A 17314-nucleotide genomic window follows, 5' to 3' on the forward strand; every position below is an offset into this window, starting at 1 on the left:
GATGATGAAAATTCAGCGTCGTTTGATCCTGCTGGCCGGTTTGCCTTTGCCGAGCTTGGCGGCTCAGCCCGAAGACCGACTGCAAGCCCGCTGCGCGGCATTGCAAGAGCAAGTTGGTGGGCGGCTGGGCGTGTTCGCCTTGCATACCGGCAGCCGCGCGCAGTTCGGCTTTCAGGCCGACGAGCGCTTTGCGATGTGTTCGACCTTCAAGCTGCTGCTGGCGGCGGCCGTCTTGGCCAAGGTCGATAGCGGCCGCCTGGACTTGAATCAGCGCGTGCGCTTTGGCCCGCGCGACTTGGTACCCCATGCACCGGTGACGGGCGAATTGCTGAAGAGCGGATCGGTGTCCGCCTCGCTCAGCGTCGGCGAGTTGTGCGCGGCAATGCTCGAGCTCAGCGACAACCCTGCTGCCAATCTGCTCTTGCCCCTGGTTGGCGGCCCGGCGGGCTTGACCCGATTCCTGCGTGAGTTGGGGGATACGGTGACCCGCTTGGACCGTATCGAACCGGCGCTCAATAGCAATCTGCCCGGTGATCCGCGCGATACCAGTACGGCGGCCAGTTATGTGGGTTTGATGGAGCGCTTGTTGTGCAGCGACTTTTTTTCGGGCGAGTTGCGCCAGCAGTTGCTGGTCTGGATGAATGCCTCGGAAACGGGTCTGCAGCGTCTGCGTGCCGGAGCGCCGCAGGACTGGCCGGCGGGTGATAAATCCGGCAGCGGGGCTGATGGTGCCGTCAATGATGTGGCGATCTTTTTTCCTCCCAAGCAGTCGCCGATCCTGATGGCGGTTTTTATGACGGGTTCCAGTCAGCCTTTGGCGGCTTTGAATGCGGTGCATGCCGAATTGGCGACCTTGGTTTTGAATCATTTCCAGGCACTTGCCGGCGCCTAGCAAAGGCAAATTCGGACAAAAGGGCGGGTTCGCCAGGGGAGCGTTGGACGGCGGCTTGCCTACAATGTGGCCCATGCGCATACTGATAGCCAATGATGATGGATACCTCGCACCGGGCCTGCTCGCCTTGGTCAAGGCTTGTGAGGGCTTGGGCCAAATCGATGTGATCGCCCCGGAACAAAACGCCAGCGGCACTTCCAATTCGCTGACCCTGGGCCGGCCGCTGTCGGTTTACACCGCCACGAACGGTTTTCGTTACGTCAACGGCACGCCATCGGATTGCGTGCACGTGGCGCTGACCGGCCTGCTCGGCTACAAGCCCGACCTGGTGCTGTCCGGCATCAATAACGGCGCCAATATGGGCGACGACACGCTGTATTCCGGCACCGTCGCTGCGGCAACCGAGGGTTATCTGTTCGGCATTCCGTCGATCGCTTTTTCGCAGGTCGACAAGGGCTGGGGCCAATTGGATGCCGCCGCTGCGATGGCAAGGAGCTTGGTCGAGCAGGTGATTGCGGGCGGCTTGAACGAAGCCTTTTTGCTGAACGTCAATATTCCCAACCATGCCGATGCCATCAGCCTGCCTCGGTGCATCACGCGTTTGGGCCGCCGGCATGCCAGCGAGGCGGTGATCCGGCAGCTCAATCCGCGCGGTGAAACGATTTACTGGATAGGCCCAGCCGGCGATGCGCGGGAGGCCGGCGAGGGCACGGACTTCTACGCGACGGCCAATGGCTCGGTCTCGGTGACACCGTTGCAAGTTGATTTGACGCACCATGCGGGCTTGCCCGTTTGGGCCAATCGCTTGGGCTTGCCGCTGTGAGCGACGCACCGACGCGTCCATCGCGCTTCCCCTTGCCGCTGGGCAAGGCAGTCGCGAGCTCCGGGCCTTCTGCGTCTGCGCGCGATGTGTTGATGCCGCAGCGCCATCTGCGCGAAGCCGCGCAGGACGCGGCGCGCAAGTCGGCACCCAGCGGCCTGGGGTTGGATTCGGCCATGGTGCGTCAGCGCATGGTGCGCCGCCTACAGCAAGACGGGCTGTCTGACGAGCGGGTGCTGCAGGCGCTGGCGGGGGTTTTTCGGCATGAGTTTGTCGACAGCGCGCTGGCTATTCAGGCCTACGAGGACACCAGCTTGCCGATCGGCCATGGCCAGACCATCTCCAAGCCTTCGGTGGTGGGGCGGATGATTGCCATGTTGTTCGGCGGGGCGTCGGTGGCTCAGCAGGCAGGCTTGGGGCGGGTTCTGGAGATTGGAACCGGTTGCGGCTATCAAGCCGCCGTGCTGGCCTTGCTGGCCAAGCAAGTGGTTTCGATCGAGCGGCTCAAACCCCTGCATGACAAGGCTCGCCTGAACTTGGCTGCCGCGGCGCGCAGCAATATTCGACTGATTTATGGTGATGGCCGTCTCGGCTTTCCGGGGGGCGCGCCGTTCGACAGCATCATCGCTGCGGCCGGCGGCGAAGACCTGCCCCAGGCTTGGCTGGATCAACTGGCGCCTGGTGGACGCTTGGTCGCCCCGATGGCGGTGCCGGGGGGGCGCGGGCAGGTCTTGGTGGTGGTTGACCACCTGCTGGAAGCTGGCGTTAGCCGCTTTGTTCGCAGCGAGTTCGAGGCGGTGCTGTTCGTGCCTCTAAAATCAGGTGTGATGTAAGCGCCCGATAGCTTTAGAGGGCGTATGTTTTTGTGCATCAAGCCTTCTTCATGAGGTTTGATTTCAGCCCGTCAAAGTAAGTCATAGCGCCGCATGCAAAAGAACACTTTTCGCTTCTTGAATACTCTGCTCGTTGCAGGCTTGGCCGTCTTGGTCGGCTGTAGTTCAACGCCCAACAAAGCACCTGTCGAAGCGCGGGACATCAAGGGCGGCAGCGCCAAGCCAGGCGCGGCCGTCGCGCCGATACCGGTGCCCGCGGCGACGCCCGAAGTCAAGCCGCTTCCGGGGGCTGAAAACGCAGGCAAACCGGGTTATTACACCGTCAGGCCGGGTGATAACTTGATTCGAATCGGCATGGATAACGGTCAAAGCACGCGTGATCTGGTCAAGTGGAACACGCTTGAGAATCCGAATCGAATTGAAGTGGGTCAGGTCTTGCGGGTGCTGCCTCCCGGCATCGATGCCGCCGCGGTCACGACCAAATCGGTGACGGCTGCAAAGGTCGAAAGCCGGCCGCTGGATGCTAAACCTTCATCTGCTGCCGCTGCGGCTTCAAGCGCTGCGGCCGCAGCGTCTTCGGCTCAGGCGCAGGCGCCGGCCGTCGCAGCGGCGCGCGACAGTGATGAAGATCCGGCCTGGGGTTGGCCGGCAGCAGGCCAGGTCAATGTCGGTTTTGATGAGTTGCGTAACAAGGGCTTGGCCTTTTACGGCAAGGCCGGCGATGCCGTGATGGCAGCCGCCGATGGGCGCGTGGTTTATGCGGGTTCGGGCTTGCGCGGTTACGGCAATCTGGTCATCATCAAGCACAACTCGACTTATCTGACGGCCTACGCGCATAACCAGACTCTGCTGGTCAAAGAGGATCAAGCGGTGCGCAAGGGCCAGAAGATTGCCGAGATGGGCTCAAGTGATGCCGATCAAGTCAAGCTGCACTTTGAGGTGCGCAAGCAAGGCAAGCCGATCGATCCCGCCAAGTTGCTCCCTGGTCGCTAGAGCCTTACCGGCGCAGCGAAATTGATGCCATGAAACATCCTGCGCCAAATCATTCTTCTGCTCGCGGCAATGGCCAGCAAAGTGCCGAGACCGAACTCGGCCCCAGGCTCGGTGATGACGAGGTGCCGGATGCCGTCGGCGTGCCGGGTATTGCCGCCGCGCTGATGGCGAGCGGCGATGTCGAGCTTGGCAATGCGCTGCAAGCCTATCTGCGCGATATTCGTCGCACACCGCTGCTGACGCCGCAGGAGGAGTACGACACCGCAGTGCGGGCGCGAGAGGGTTGTTTCGAGGCCCGCCAGTCGATGATCGAGCACAACCTGCGCTTGGTCGTCAGTGTTGCCAAAAACTACCTGGGTCGCGGTTTGCCGATGAGCGACCTGATCGAGGAGGGTAATCTTGGTTTGATGCACGCGATCGGCAAATTTGACCCGGAGCGTGGCTTCCGTTTTTCGACCTACGCGAGTTGGTGGATACGCCAAAGCGTCGAAAGCGCCCTGATGCATCAGGCCAGGCTTGTGCGCCTGCCGGTGCACATCGTGCGTGAACTCAATCATGTGCTGAAGGCCCGCCGTGCCTTGGAGGCCTTGCAGGCGCAAAACGGTGGCAACGGCAAGGTCAAGGCCGAGGATATCGCCGCTGCGGTGGGCCGCCCAATGTCCGAAGTGGCCGAGTTGCTGGCCTTTGCGGAATTGCCCAGCTCGCTGGACTCGCCGGCCGAACGCGGTGTTGAAGGCGGTGATACGGTGATGGATCTGGTTGCCGACGAGCAGGCGGTGGATCCGCTCGGTTTGCGGCTTAGCCATGAGATGGATGCTTTGCTTGGCGCTGGTCTGGCTGCCTTGAACGAGCGTGAGCGTGAGGTCTTGGCCGGCCGCTTCGGCTTGGCCGACCGCGAGCCCGAGACCTTGGATGTGCTGGCGATTCGCCTGCATTTGACGCGTGAGCGAATTCGGCAGATTCAAATCGAGGCCTTGGCCAAACTCAAACGCGACATGCTGCGCCATGGCATCGACCGGGATTCGGTTTTTTAGCGCCTGAAATTTGCTGCTGAGCCTGAACTTGTGCATTCGGGCTGGGATAATCCCGCGCATGACTCAAGTATCAGAATGGCTCAAGGTCGAATCAATGGACCTGGATGCCCAGGGCGTTGCCCATAACGAAGAAGGCAAAGTGGTTTTCATCGAGGGTGCTTTGCCCGGTGAAGAGGTGCAAGTCACCGTCGGCCGCAAGAAAAGCAGCTGGGAGCAGGGCACGATGGTGGCGATGCGGCGCGAAAGCTCGCAACGCGTGACGCCCGGTTGCCCACATGCGGGCCTACACGCGGGCTCCTGCGGCGGCTGCAAGATGCAGCATTTGCACGCCGGCGCGCAAGTCGCCGTCAAGCAGCGGGTGATGGAGGACAACCTCTGGCACCTCGGCAAGGTCAAGCCCGAGATGGTCTTGCGCCCGATCGAAGGGCCGACTTGGGGCTATCGCTACCGGGCGCGCTTCTCGGTCCGTTATGTGATCAAGAAGAGCATGGTCTTGATCGGCTTTCACGAGCGCAAGAGCCGCTACGTGGCCGATATGCAGGTCTGCAAGGTGGTGCCGCAACGGGTCAGCGATCTCTTGATTCCGCTGCGCGAGATGATTGCCAGCATGGATCAGCGCGACCATCTGCCGCAGATCGAGTTGGCGATGGGCGACGAAGTGATCGCCCTGGTCTTGCGCAATTTGAACCCTTTGCCGGAGTCCGACAAGACCAAGCTGCGCGAGTTCGCCGCGCAGCATTTGGGCGTGCAATGGTGGTTGCAGCCCAAGGGGCCGGACACGGTGGCCTTGTTGGATGCAGGCGGCCCGGCGCTGTCTTACAGCTTGCCCGAGTTCGGGGTGGTGATGCCGTTCAAGCCGACGGACTTCACCCAGGTCAATCCGCATATCAATACGGTGCTGGTTGGGCGGGCGCTGCGCCTGCTGGATGTGCAGCGTAATGAGCGCGTGATCGACTGGTTCTGCGGCTTGGGCAATTTCACCTTGCCGTTGGCGACCAAGGCGCGCGAGGTCTTGGGCATTGAAGGCAGCGAGGCGCTGGTGCAGCGTTCGCGCGAGAACGCTAAGTTGAATGGCCTGGACGCCAATACATCGTTCGTTGCGCGTAATCTGTTCGAGATGACGCCGGCGCTGTTGGCTGCCGATGGTTCGGCCGACAAATGGTTGGTGGACCCGCCGCGGGATGGCGCTCATGCTTTATCGCAGGCTCTAGCCGATATCAAGCTCGACCCCAGCTTGGCACCGGGCTGGCAAGCGCCCAAGCGCATCGTCTACGTCAGTTGCAACCCAGCGACCTTGGCTCGTGACGCCGGTATCTTGGTCAATCAGGCCGGTTACCGCTGCACGGCGGCTAGCGCGGTCAATATGTTCCCGCACACCTCCCATGTGGAAAGCATCGCGGTCTTCGAGCGTGATGCTTCAGAGTAGGCTCATATCGCGTTAGCGATGTGACGCTGGAACTAAAGCAACGCGGTCTTCGAACGCGATTGATGGCCAGCAGCAGTCAGGCAAAAGAAACGGGGTCCGAGGACCCCGTTTTCTATTGCGGCTTGATGGATCAGTCGCGTTCGCCGCCGAAGATGCCGAGCAAGGACAAGAGGCTCTGGAATACGTTGTAGATGTCCAGATAGATCGCCAGCGTCGCCGAGATGTAGTTGGTCTCGCCGCCATCGATCACGCGCTTGATGTCATACAGCATGAAGGCCGAGAACACCGCCATCGACAGCGCAAGTATCGTCAGCATCAGCGCCGAAGACTGGATGAAGATATTGGCCAAGCCGACCACCAGCAAGATGATGGCGCCGACATACAAGAACTTGCCCATCGAGGATAGATCGCGCTTGATCACCGTGGCCAGTGAGGCCATTGCGAAGAAGATGGCACCCGTGCCGCCGAAAGCCATCATGATCAGGCTGCTGCCGTTGCGGAAGCCCAGAATCTGGGCCAGCATGCGCGACAGCATCAGACCCATGAAGAAGGTGAAGGCCAGCAGCACATAAACGCCGGTGCTGGAGTTCTTGGTCTTCTCGACGGCATACATCAGGCCGAAGGCACCGACCATGAAGACAATCATGCTCATGCCCATGCCCATCGTCGCCATGATGCCGGTGGTGACACCGACCCAGGCGCCTAGTACGGTCGGCACCATCGACAAGGCCAAGAGCCAGTAGGTGTTGCGCAATACGCGTTGACGATCGACGGACAAGCCACCGTTCAAGGCGCCGCCATATTGGTTTTGCAGGGTTTCGTTCATAGATAAATCCTCCGGACAAAAAATGCTGCGGGCTCTAGGCCCGATGCGTACTTCCCAGCCAACACTGTAGCTTGAGTTTGAAAAACATGCGTCGGGCTTGGCATCTAGGCCGCCGCTTGGGGCAGTAGCCCATTGACTTCGCCTATTACAGTGTGGGCTTTAGCTTGGAATTCAACAACATGAAGCAAAAACCATTCTTGGGCCTTGATGAGGTGAAGCGCATTGCGGCTGCAGCGGAAGCCGAGGCTTTGGCAAATCAATGGGCGGTATCGATCGCGATCGTCGACGATGGTGGCCACCTGCTGTGGCTGCAGCGTCTCGATGGTGCGGCGGCAATTTCCGCGCAAATCGCCCCCGCCAAGGCGAACACGGCGGCGCTGGGGCGGCGTGAGTCCAAGGTCTATGAGGACATCATCAACCAGGGGCGGGTCTCTTTTCTGAGTGCGCCGGGCCTGAGTGGCTTGCTTGAGGGCGGCTTGCCCATCATGGTGGAAGGCTTCTGCGTCGGCGCGGTGGGTGTCAGCGGGGTCAAGTCCAGCGAGGATGCGCAGATCGCACGCGCCGGTATTGCTGCTTTGGGCTGAGTCTGTGGCGCGGGTGCGTCCGCGCCCGATTGGAAGTTACATCAGCATGTCAATTGTGCGTGCTAGGCATTGGTGAATACCCTGCTCGGGTATACTCAGCAGGTTTACCCGCAACAAAAATCGCAACCACACGCACGCCCCGCGAAACTCCACCAGTTTCCCATTACCGGATTCCGGCTCTTTGACTGTCCAGGTCTAGAAAAAGAGTAGAGCAGGGCGCGCGCACAAACCGGAGTCCCCCCGTGCTGCCCGAATTGCTCTCATCCCCCAAAGCGATCCTCGCCCTGGCAGACGGTACGGTCTTCAAAGGCTCCTCGATCGGTGCAACCGGCCACACGGTCGGCGAAGTGGTGTTCAACACCGCGATGACCGGCTATCAAGAGATCCTCACCGACCCGAGCTATTGCCGCCAGATCGTGACACTCACGTATCCGCACATCGGTAATTACGGCGTCAATGATGAGGACGTCGAGGCGCAGAAGATCCATGCCGCTGGCCTGATCATCAAGGAACCGCCGATTCTTGATTCCAACTTCCGCAAGACCCGCACGCTGGTGCAATACCTGCAAGACGAAGGCACGGTGGCGATTGCCGACATTGACACCCGCCGTCTTACCCGTGTGCTGCGCACCACCGGCGCACAAAGCGGTTGCATCATGGCCTTGGCCGCGGGCCAAGCCATCACGGATGAATTGATTGCACAAGCAATTGCGCTGGCGCAAGGCGCGCCCAGCATCAACGGCCTGGATCTGGCCAAGGTGGTCAGCACCGAGGCCAAGCACAGCTGGACCGAGACCGAGTGGACGCTGGGCAAGGGCTACGGCCAGCAGACCCATCCGCGCTTTCACGTGGTCGCCTATGACTTTGGCGTGAAGAGCAATATCTTGCGCATGCTGGCTTCGCGCGGCTGCAAGATCACTGTGGTGCCGGCGCAAACGCCCGCATCTGCGGTGTTTGATCTGGAGCCGGACGGCGTATTTTTGTCGAATGGCCCAGGTGATCCGCAGCCCTGCGATTACGCGATCAAGGCGGCGGCACAGTTGATCGACGCAGGCATTCCGACCTTCGGCATTTGCCTGGGCCACCAGATCATGGCGCTGGCCTCTGGCGCCAAGACCTTCAAGATGAAGTTCGGCCATCACGGTGCCAATCATCCGGTCAAGGACCTGGACAGCGGTCGCGTCAGCATCACCAGCCAGAACCATGGCTTTGCGGTCGATGCCGACAGCCTGCCGGCCAATTTGCGCGCCACCCACATCAGCCTGTTCGACGGCACGCTGCAAGGCCTGGCCCGCACCGACAAGCCGGCCTTCTGCTTCCAGGGTCACCCTGAAGCCAGCCCAGGCCCACACGACATCGCCTACCTGTTTGACCGTTTCATTGGCCTGATGGCCAAGTCCTGAGCGCACAACAGTAGAAGCGGACGGAGTAAAGACATGCCAAAACGTACAGACATCAAAAGCATTTTGATCATCGGGGCCGGCCCCATCATCATCGGTCAGGCCTGCGAATTCGACTATTCGGGTGCCCAGGCTTGCAAGGCGCTGCGCGAGGAGGGCTACAAGGTCATCCTGGTGAATAGCAACCCGGCCACCATCATGACCGACCCGGACACGGCCGACGTCACCTATATCGAGCCTATCACCTGGCAGGTGGTCGAGAAGATCATCGCCAAAGAGCGGCCCGACGCGGTGCTGCCGACGATGGGTGGCCAGACCGCCTTGAACTGCGCGCTCGACCTGCACAAGCATGGCGTGCTGGAGAAGTACAAGGTCGAGATGATCGGCGCCAACGAGAAGGCGATCGAAAAGGCCGAAGACCGCCTGAAGTTCAAGGACGCGATGACAAAGATCGGCCTGGACTCGGCCCGCTCCGGCATTGCGCACAGCATGGAAGAGGCGCTGCAGGTACAAAAGCGCATCGCGGCCGAGGTCGGCAGCAATGGCTTCCCGATGGTGATTCGCCCCAGCTTCACGCTCGGCGGCAGCGGCGGCGGGATTGCCTACAACCCGGAAGAATTCGAGGAAATCTGCAAGCGCGGCCTGGATCTGTCGCCGACCAGCGAGTTGCTGATCGAGGAATCCTTGATCGGCTGGAAGGAGTACGAGATGGAGGTCGTGCGTGACAGCAAGGACAACTGCATCATCGTCTGCTCGATCGAGAACCTGGACCCAATGGGCGTGCACACCGGCGACTCGATCACGGTGGCCCCTGCCCAGACCCTGACCGACAAAGAATACCAACTGCTGCGCAATGCCTCGATCGCGATCCTGCGCGAGATCGGTGTCGACACCGGCGGCTCGAATGTGCAGTTCTCGATCAACCCCGAGAACGGCCGCATGACGGTGATCGAGATGAATCCGCGCGTGTCGCGTTCATCCGCGCTGGCGTCCAAGGCGACCGGTTTCCCGATCGCCAAGATCGCCGCCAAGCTGGCGGTCGGCTACACGCTGGACGAGTTGCGCAACGACATCACCGGGGGCGCCACACCGGCGGCGTTTGAGCCCAGCATCGATTACGTGGTCACCAAGATTCCGCGTTTCGCGTTTGAGAAATTCCCGATGGCCGATTCGCGTTTGACGACGCAGATGAAGTCGGTCGGCGAGGTGATGGCGATGGGCCGGACCTTCCAGGAAAGTTTCCAGAAGGCCTTGCGCGGCTTGGAAACCGGCATTGACGGTCTGACCGAGCGATCCAATGATCGGGAAGAAATCATCCAGGAAATCGGTGAGCCCGGTCCTGAACGTGTGCTTTATGTGGCGGATGCCTTTCGCATCGGCATGAGCATGCAGGAGGTGTTCGAAGAGACGGCGATCGACCCTTGGTTCCTGGCGCAGATCGAGCAACTCGTGAAGATCGAGTTGTCCTTGGCTGGCCGTGCCTTGGAGTCTCTGAGCACCGACGAGTTGCGCCTGCTGAAGAAGAAGGGCTTCTCGGACAAGCGCCTGGGCAAGCTGCTGGCCAGCAATCAGCATGATGTGCGCCGCGCTCGTCATGCTCAAGGCGTGCGCCCGGTCTACAAGCGGGTGGATACCTGCGCGGCCGAGTTCGGCACCGAAACAGCCTATCTGTATTCGACCTATGAGGAAGAATGCGAAGCCGAGCCGACCAACAAGAAGAAGATCATGGTCTTGGGCGGCGGGCCCAACCGCATTGGCCAGGGCATCGAGTTCGACTATTGCTGCGTGCATGCGGCGATGGCGCTGCGCGAGGATGGCTACGAGACCATCATGGTCAACTGCAATCCCGAGACCGTGTCGACCGACTACGACACCTCGGATCGTTTGTACTTCGAGCCGGTGACGCTTGAAGACGTGCTGGAGATCGTGGCGAAAGAAAATCCGGTCGGCGTGATCGTCCAGTACGGTGGTCAAACACCGCTGAAGTTGGCGCTTGATCTTGAGGCCAATGGCGTGCCCATCATCGGCACCACGCCCGAGAGCATCGACATCGCCGAGGACCGCGAGCGCTTCCAGAAACTGCTGCATGAGCTGGGTCTGAAGCAGCCGCCGAACCGCACCGCGCGCACCGAAGAGCAGGCCGTGGCGCTGGCGAACGAGATCGGCTACCCGCTGGTCGTGCGTCCAAGCTATGTCTTGGGCGGCCGCGCGATGGAAATCGTCCATGGCGACAAGGACCTGGAGCGCTATATGCGCGAAGCGGTGCGGGTGTCCGACAAATCGCCGGTCTTGCTGGATCGCTTCCTGCAAGACGCCGTCGAGGTCGATGTCGACTGCATCAGTGACGGCGTCGACGTGATGATTGGCGGCATCATGGAGCATGTTGAGGCGGCCGGTATTCACTCCGGTGACTCGGCTTGTTCGTTGCCGCCTTACACCTTGTCCAAGGCCTTGCAAGACGAGTTGCGCAAGCAAACCGCGGCCATGGCGCGCGGCCTCAAGGTGGTGGGCCTGATGAATGTGCAATTTGCCATTCAAGGCGACGTAACCGGCGGCCTGGACGGTGCCACGGTCTATGTGCTGGAAGTTAACCCGCGCGCCTCGCGCACGGTGCCTTTTGTTTCCAAGGCGACCGGTCAGCAATTGGCCAAGATTGCGGCTCGTTGCATGGCTGGGCAAAAGCTGAAGGATCAAAAGGATCGCAATGGTCGCGTGCCCGCCGAGGTCATACCGCCTTACTTCAGCGTCAAGGAGGCGGTTTTCCCCTTCAATAAGTTCCCCGGCGTTGACCCGATTCTGAGCCCAGAGATGCGCTCGACCGGCGAGGTGATGGGTGCGGCGCGCACCTTCGGTGAAGCGATGCTGAAGAGTCAGTTGGGTGCGGGTTCGCGCCTGCCGCGCCAGGGCAATGTCTTGATCACGGTGAAAAACGGCGACAAGGCGCGCGCCTTGGTCGTTGCTCGCGACCTGCATGCCTTGGGCTTCGGTGTGGTGGCGACCAAGGGCACGGCGGCTGCGATTGCCGAGATCGGCGTGCCGGTTCGGGTCGTCAACAAGATCAAGGACGGCCGCCCGCATATCGTGGACATGGTCAAGGGCGGTGAAATCCAGCTGGTCTTCACGACCGTGGATGAGACCCGTACCGCGATTGCCGACAGCCGCTACATTCGCCAGGCCGCTCTGGCTGCTCGCGTCACCTATTACACGACGATGGCCGGTTGCGAGGCGGCGGTTGAGGGCATGAAGCATCAGGACGGTTTGTTGGTGCAATCCCTGCAAGAACTGCACGCCGAACTGAACTAAACTCTGCGCTATCGAAATCCGCCGCAGCGCCTCGGGAAACCCCGAGCCGCAGCGGCGGTTTCTTTTTGTATTCCAAGCTTATCGAAAAATCATGGCCACTATTCCACTCACCACCTACGGCGCTGAAAAGCTCAAAGAAGAACTGTATCGCCTCAAGGGTGTCGAGCGGCATGCCGTGATTGCGGCCATCTCCGAGGCTCGCGCTCAAGGTGACTTGTCCGAGAATGCTGAATACGAAGCGGCCAAGGATAAGCAAGGCTTTATCGAAGGTCGCATCCTCGACATCGAAGGCAAGTTGGCGGCCGCCCTGATCATCAATCCCGCCGAGGTCGATGCCGGGGGGCGGATTGTGTTTGGCACCACGGTCGACCTGGAGGAAGAGTCCAGCGGTGCTCAAGTGACTTATCAAATCGTCGGCGACGACGAAGCCGATTTGAAGTTGGGCAAGGTCTCGATCAGCTCCCCGATTGCTCGCGCCTTGATTGGCAAAGAAGAGGGTGATGTGGCCAATGTGCAGGCGCCCGGCGGCGTCAAGAGCTACGAAGTGGTCAGAGTCCGTTACGTTTAAGCAACAGGTGCTGCGCCGATATCGCGCTGTATTGGCCGCCATTTGGGGCGGCTTTTTGCTTTGTGTCGCGTTTGCGGCGGCGCCGGCGGCGTTTGCGGTGTTGGAGCGAGCCCAAGCGGGCGCGCTGGTTGCCCAACTGTTCGCGGTTGAGGCGCAGGTCGCGCTGGCGGCTGCCTTGCTGCTGATCTTGATCGAGCGGCGCTTGGCGCGGGATTCGGGTTCTAAGAATTTATCGGCAGAATTCTTTTTGCCGGCGGCGGCTCTTTTCTGCACGGTGGCGGGCTATTACGCGCTGCACCCGATGATGGAGGCGGCCAAAGCCGGGCAGGGGTCATGGAGTTTCATGACCCTGCACGCTTTTTCTTTCGCATTTTTTGGTTTGAAGACCTTGGCTGTGCTGGCTTTGGCTTGGCGCACCAGCAACAATTCCAAGGTCTGACCAAGGCCAGTTTTTACTGATCCTGGGCGTTCTTTTTGACGCTGGTCAGGCGCTTCTTGGCACGCTTGATCTCGCCACCTTGAGCGACCCGTTCGTTGCCAAGAACGCGCAACTTCTTGACTTGCGGTCGGTGGTTGCCACTCTTGGAGAATTTCACAATCTTGACCACGCGAGGACCGGCTTTGCCGTCGGCGCGTTCGGCCTCTTCCAAGTCCGGCAGCGGGCGCCACAGCACCAGCAATTTGCCGATGTGCTGAATCGGAGCCGCATTGAGTTCCCCGCAAAGGGACGCAAAAATGCTTTCGCGGTTGGTGCGGTCGTCCGAGAAGATGCGCACCTTGATCAGCCCATGGGCATTCAAGGCGGCGTCGGTCTCTTTGACGACAGCGGGGGTGAGTCCATCCGCGCCTATCATGACAACTGGGTCAAGATGATGGGCGTCGGAGCGTTTTTCCTTGCGCTGGGCAGGAGTCAATTGAATCGCAGGCATACGCGTATTATCCGTGCAACATGAAGATCAAGACTAAAAGCAAGAAACTTAATAAGACGTGGTTGCATGAGCACATCAATGACCCTTACGTCAAGATGGCTCATCGGGACGGTTTCCGCGCCCGTGCCGCCTACAAGCTGAAAGAGATCGACGAGACGCTGAAACTGGTTCGCCCGGGTCAGATTGTGGTCGATTTGGGTGCTGCGCCCGGTGCATGGAGTCAATATTTGCGGCGCTGCTTTGCGCCCAAGGAGGCCGGCATTGGTGGTGCAGCCGTCGGCAAGCTCAATGGCACCATCATTGCGCTCGACTTGGCCGAGTGTGAGCCGATTGAAGGCGTGCAGTTTATCCAGGGTGATTTTCAGGAGCAGGCCATTCTGGATCAATTGGAAGCTGCCTTGGCAGGCCGCGCGGTGGATTTGGTGGTGTCCGATATGGCGCCCAATCTGTCGGGGATTGAGAGCTCGGACGCGGCCCGCGTGGCCGGTTTGGTCGAGTTGGCGATCGACTTTGCACAGCAGCACCTGAAGCCCGAGGGCGCCTTGGTCGCCAAGGTGTTTCATGGCAGCGGCTACACCCAATTGGTCGAACAGTTCAAGGCAACCTTTAAAAAGGTCAAACCGATCAAGCCCAAGGCGTCAAAAGACCGATCCACCGAGACCTTTCTGATCGGCATTGGATTAAAGCAGCCAAAGCGCTAATCCCCGGCTTTTGAAGAGGTCTATCAAAAGCAGAGATGCCTCTTGACTGCAATAGAATCAACCCCATATGGCCTGCAGCGACCGCACAATTGCGGTCAGGTTTGAGTGAATTAAGGAGTCTCGGTGAACAATCAGTGGTTCTCGAAGGTAGCTGTCTGGGTAGTGATCGCACTGGTGCTATTCACCGTGTTCAAGCAATTCGACCGGGGTGCAGCGCAAGGCGGCCAAATTGGCTATTCTGAATTTCTGGATGAAATTCAGGCACATCGGATCAAGCAAGTCACTTTGCAGGAAGGTGGCGCCGGGACCGATATCTTGGCCGAAACCACCGACGGCAAGAAGCTGCGCGTGGCCGCGACCTATCTTGATCGCGGCTTGATCGGTGATTTGCGCAATAACGGCGTGAAGTTCGATGTCAAGCCACGTGAAGAGCCATCCTTCCTGATCAGCATGTTGATCAGTTGGGGGCCGATGCTCTTGTTGATAGGCGTTTGGGTCTACTTCATGCGCCAGATGCAGGGCGGCGGCAAGGGCGGCGCATTCAGCTTCGGCAAGTCCAAGGCTCGCTTGCTCGATGAGGCACAAAACACCACGACCTTTGCCGATGTGGCGGGTTGCGATGAGGCCAAGGAAGAAGTCAAAGAGTTGGTCGACTTCCTGAAGGATCCATCCAAGTTCCAGAAGCTGGGTGGCCGAATTCCGCGTGGCGTGCTCTTGGTCGGCCCTCCTGGAACCGGCAAGACCTTGCTGGCCAAGGCGATTGCCGGCGAAGCGAAAGTGCCATTCTTCGCGATCTCGGGTTCGGACTTCGTCGAAATGTTCGTCGGCGTCGGCGCGGCACGGGTACGCGACATGTTCGAGCAGGCCAAGAAGAGTTCGCCTTGCATCATCTTCATCGATGAAATCGATGCCGTCGGTCGCCATCGCGGCGCCGGTGTCGGTGGTGGTAATGATGAGCGCGAGCAGACCTTGAATCAGATGCTGGTCGAGATGGATGGTTTTGAGACCAATATGGGTGTAATCGTGATGGCGGCGACCAATCGTCCCGACATTCTTGACCCCGCCTTGCTGCGTCCCGGTCGTTTTGACCGTCAGGTTTATGTGACGCTGCCCGATGTGCGTGGCCGTGAACAGATTCTGAATGTCCACATGCGCAAGGTGCCGGTCGGGCAAGATATACGCGCCGACATTTTGGCGCGCGGTACGCCTGGGTTCTCGGGTGCTGATTTGGCCAATCTGGTCAACGAGGCCGCCTTGTTTGCGGCGCGCCGTAACGGCCGCGTGGTCGAGATGGTCGACTTCGAGAAGGCCAAAGACAAGATCATGATGGGCCCCGAGCGCAAATCGATGATCATGCCGGAAGAGGAGCGCCGCAATACCGCGTACCACGAGGCTGGTCATGCGCTGGTGGCACGTTTGATGCCCAAGACCGACCCGGTGCATAAGGTGACGGTGATCCCGCGTGGCCGTGCCTTGGGCGTGACGATGCAGTTGCCTGAAGGGGACCGTTACAGCCTGGACAAGGAGCGCATGCTCTCGACCATCTCGGTGCTATTTGGTGGCCGAATTGCCGAAGAAGTCTTCATGAACCAGATGACGACCGGTGCTTCGAATGACTTTGAGCGCGCCACGGCGATAGCGCGCGATATGGTGACCCGTTACGGCATGACCGATGAACTCGGCCCGATGGTCTATTCGGACAATGAGGGCGAGGTTTTCCTCGGCCGTTCGGTCACCAAGACGACCAATATGTCCGAAGAAACGATGCGCAAGGTTGATTTGGTGATTCGCCGCATCATCGATGAGCAGTACGGTATTGCGCGGCGTCTGATTGAAGAGAATCAGGACAAGATGCATGCGATGGCCAAGGCCTTGTTGGAATTCGAGACCATCGATGCCGACCAGATCGAAGACATCATGAGCGGCAAGTCAGCGCGTCTGCCCAAGGATTGGACGCCACCAAGCGGTGGCAAATCGGATAACGGCGCACCACCTGTGAGTACCGACAGCCCGGCAGCAGCGGTCTGATTCGAAAAGGCTGTATTTGCAGCTTTTGGGGAATGAATGGATTCGGGGTCCGTCTGTGAAGACGGACCCCGAATTTCTAAATAAAAGCCACGCCGCCCTTTTTGACTTTCTATGCATTGGCAAACGACTCGTTTTCAGATCGATTTGAGCCGCCCTCGCGTGATGGGCATCGTCAATGTGACGCCCGACTCCTTCTCCGATGGCGGCCAGCATGCGTCGGCCGCCGCCGCGATTGAGCATTGCGAGCGCTTGGTCCTTGAAGGGGTGGATATTTTGGACATCGGCGGGGAGTCCAGTCGACCGGGTGCAATCAGTCTGTCGCTTGACGAAGAATGGACCCGTATCGCGCCCGTGGTCTCGGCCGCCTTGACCATGGGCGTGCCGGTGTCGGTGGATACCTGCAAGGCTGAAATCATGGGGCGTGCCATGGGCTTGGGTGTGGATGTCATCAACGACATCCATGCATTGCAAGAGCCTCGGGCCTTGATGGCCTTGGCCGCGCATGACAAATGTGGTGTTTGCCTGATGCATATGCGTGGCTCACCCCAGATCATGCAATCACTGACCGATTACGATGATCTGTTGGCCGATGTCTCCGCTTTTCTGGCGGCTCGTGTTGCCGCCCTGCGGTCAGCCCATATTGCGCAGAACCGAATCGTGATTGATCCGGGCTACGGCTTTGCCAAGACCACCGAGCAGAACTTCGAGTTGCTGGCGCGGCAAGCGGAATTGCTTGATTTGGGCTATCCGTTGCTGGCGGGTTGGTCGCGCAAACGAGCGCTTGGTGATGTCACCGGGCGCAAGGTCGAGCAGCGCTTGGCGGGCAGTTTGGCGGCCGGCTTGGCGGCGATTGCGCAGGGCACAAAGATTTTACGAGTGCATGATGTGGCCGCCACGGTCGATGCGATCAAGGTCTGGATGGCTGCATCGGCATGCGGGGCGACTCGCTATTTGACTGAACGACAATAGTTCCAATT

The 17314-nt window shown here is 59.9% G+C and carries 16 protein-coding genes; 14 read left to right on the top strand and 2 right to left on the bottom strand.

Annotation, left to right across the window (positions count from 1 at the left end; all coding sequences use genetic code 11):
• Positions 1-4 precede the first annotated feature (4 nt).
• From bla to rlmD, 6 genes are all read left to right on the top strand, one after another.
• Positions 5-892, top strand: coding sequence for a class A beta-lactamase (gene bla, locus LNV07_RS23080; protein WP_263573551.1), 888 nt, complete (start codon positions 5-7; stop codon positions 890-892).
• 73 nt (positions 893-965) lie between these two features.
• Entirely contained in the window at positions 966-1715 is a 750-nt protein-coding gene (surE, locus tag LNV07_RS23085) for a 5'/3'-nucleotidase SurE (protein ID WP_263573552.1), read from the top strand.
• Positions 1712-2545, top strand: coding sequence for a protein-L-isoaspartate(D-aspartate) O-methyltransferase (locus LNV07_RS23090; RefSeq protein ID WP_263573553.1), 834 nt, complete (start codon positions 1712-1714; stop codon positions 2543-2545). Before surE ends, LNV07_RS23090 begins: the two co-directional genes overlap by 4 nt.
• Positions 2546-2638: 93 nt before the next feature.
• Positions 2639-3538, top strand: a complete 900-nt coding sequence (locus LNV07_RS23095; RefSeq protein ID WP_397545593.1) for a peptidoglycan DD-metalloendopeptidase family protein — start codon at positions 2639-2641, stop codon at positions 3536-3538.
• Between the two features lie 29 nt (positions 3539-3567).
• Positions 3568-4572, top strand: a complete 1005-nt coding sequence (locus LNV07_RS23100; RefSeq protein WP_397545594.1) for a sigma-70 family RNA polymerase sigma factor — start codon at positions 3568-3570, stop codon at positions 4570-4572.
• A 58-nt stretch (positions 4573-4630) separates the two neighbouring features.
• Complete coding sequence (gene rlmD / locus LNV07_RS23105) at positions 4631-5998, top strand: 23S rRNA (uracil(1939)-C(5))-methyltransferase RlmD (protein WP_263573555.1); 1368 nt, start codon at positions 4631-4633, stop codon at positions 5996-5998.
• 130 nt (positions 5999-6128) lie between these two features.
• Here the strand turns inward: rlmD and LNV07_RS23110 are convergent, their stop codons facing one another.
• Complete coding sequence (locus tag LNV07_RS23110) at positions 6129-6824, bottom strand: Bax inhibitor-1/YccA family protein (RefSeq protein ID WP_263573556.1); 696 nt, start codon at positions 6822-6824, stop codon at positions 6129-6131.
• Positions 6825-7003: 179 nt separating this feature from the next.
• Here LNV07_RS23110 and LNV07_RS23115 point away from each other — a divergent pair, with 179 nt between their 5' ends.
• The 5 genes from LNV07_RS23115 to LNV07_RS23135 all read left to right on the top strand — a co-directional run bounded on the left by LNV07_RS23115 (position 7004) and on the right by LNV07_RS23135 (position 13118).
• Positions 7004-7408, top strand: coding sequence for a GlcG/HbpS family heme-binding protein (locus tag LNV07_RS23115; protein ID WP_263573557.1), 405 nt, complete (start codon positions 7004-7006; stop codon positions 7406-7408).
• A 242-nt stretch (positions 7409-7650) separates the two neighbouring features.
• Positions 7651-8811, top strand: a complete 1161-nt coding sequence (carA, locus tag LNV07_RS23120; RefSeq protein ID WP_263573558.1) for a glutamine-hydrolyzing carbamoyl-phosphate synthase small subunit — start codon at positions 7651-7653, stop codon at positions 8809-8811.
• Between the two features lie 33 nt (positions 8812-8844).
• Positions 8845-12111 carry a carbamoyl-phosphate synthase large subunit gene (gene carB, locus LNV07_RS23125; RefSeq protein WP_263573559.1) on the top strand — a complete coding sequence of 1089 codons (3267 nt, stop codon included), beginning with the start codon at positions 8845-8847 and terminating at the stop codon, positions 12109-12111.
• 91 nt (positions 12112-12202) lie between these two features.
• Complete coding sequence (gene greA, locus LNV07_RS23130; RefSeq protein WP_263573560.1) at positions 12203-12679, top strand: transcription elongation factor GreA; 477 nt, start codon at positions 12203-12205, stop codon at positions 12677-12679.
• Positions 12680-12686: 7 nt separating this feature from the next.
• On the top strand, positions 12687-13118 hold the full coding sequence (locus tag LNV07_RS23135; RefSeq protein ID WP_263573561.1) for a DUF4149 domain-containing protein: 432 nt from the start codon (positions 12687-12689) through the stop codon (positions 13116-13118).
• A 13-nt stretch (positions 13119-13131) separates the two neighbouring features.
• On the opposite strand, the gene LNV07_RS23140 is transcribed toward LNV07_RS23135, so the two are convergent.
• Positions 13132-13608, bottom strand: coding sequence for a YhbY family RNA-binding protein (locus LNV07_RS23140; RefSeq protein WP_263573562.1), 477 nt, complete (start codon positions 13606-13608; stop codon positions 13132-13134).
• 20 nt (positions 13609-13628) lie between these two features.
• On the opposite strand from LNV07_RS23140, the gene LNV07_RS23145 reads away from it, so the two are divergent.
• From LNV07_RS23145 to folP, 3 genes are all read left to right on the top strand, one after another.
• Positions 13629-14309, top strand: coding sequence for an RlmE family RNA methyltransferase (locus LNV07_RS23145; RefSeq protein ID WP_263573563.1), 681 nt, complete (start codon positions 13629-13631; stop codon positions 14307-14309).
• Positions 14310-14432: 123 nt separating this feature from the next.
• Positions 14433-16337, top strand: coding sequence for an ATP-dependent zinc metalloprotease FtsH (gene ftsH, locus LNV07_RS23150; RefSeq protein ID WP_263573564.1), 1905 nt, complete (start codon positions 14433-14435; stop codon positions 16335-16337).
• 111 nt (positions 16338-16448) lie between these two features.
• Positions 16449-17306 carry a dihydropteroate synthase gene (folP, locus tag LNV07_RS23155; protein ID WP_263573565.1) on the top strand — a complete coding sequence of 286 codons (858 nt, stop codon included), beginning with the start codon at positions 16449-16451 and terminating at the stop codon, positions 17304-17306.
• The last annotated feature ends 8 nt before the right edge of the window (positions 17307-17314 follow it).

Origin of the sequence: Roseateles oligotrophus (assembly GCF_025717515.1) — a bacterium.
In the GTDB taxonomy this organism is placed as follows: Bacteria; Pseudomonadota; Gammaproteobacteria; order Burkholderiales; family Burkholderiaceae_C; genus Paucibacter_A; species Paucibacter_A oligotrophus.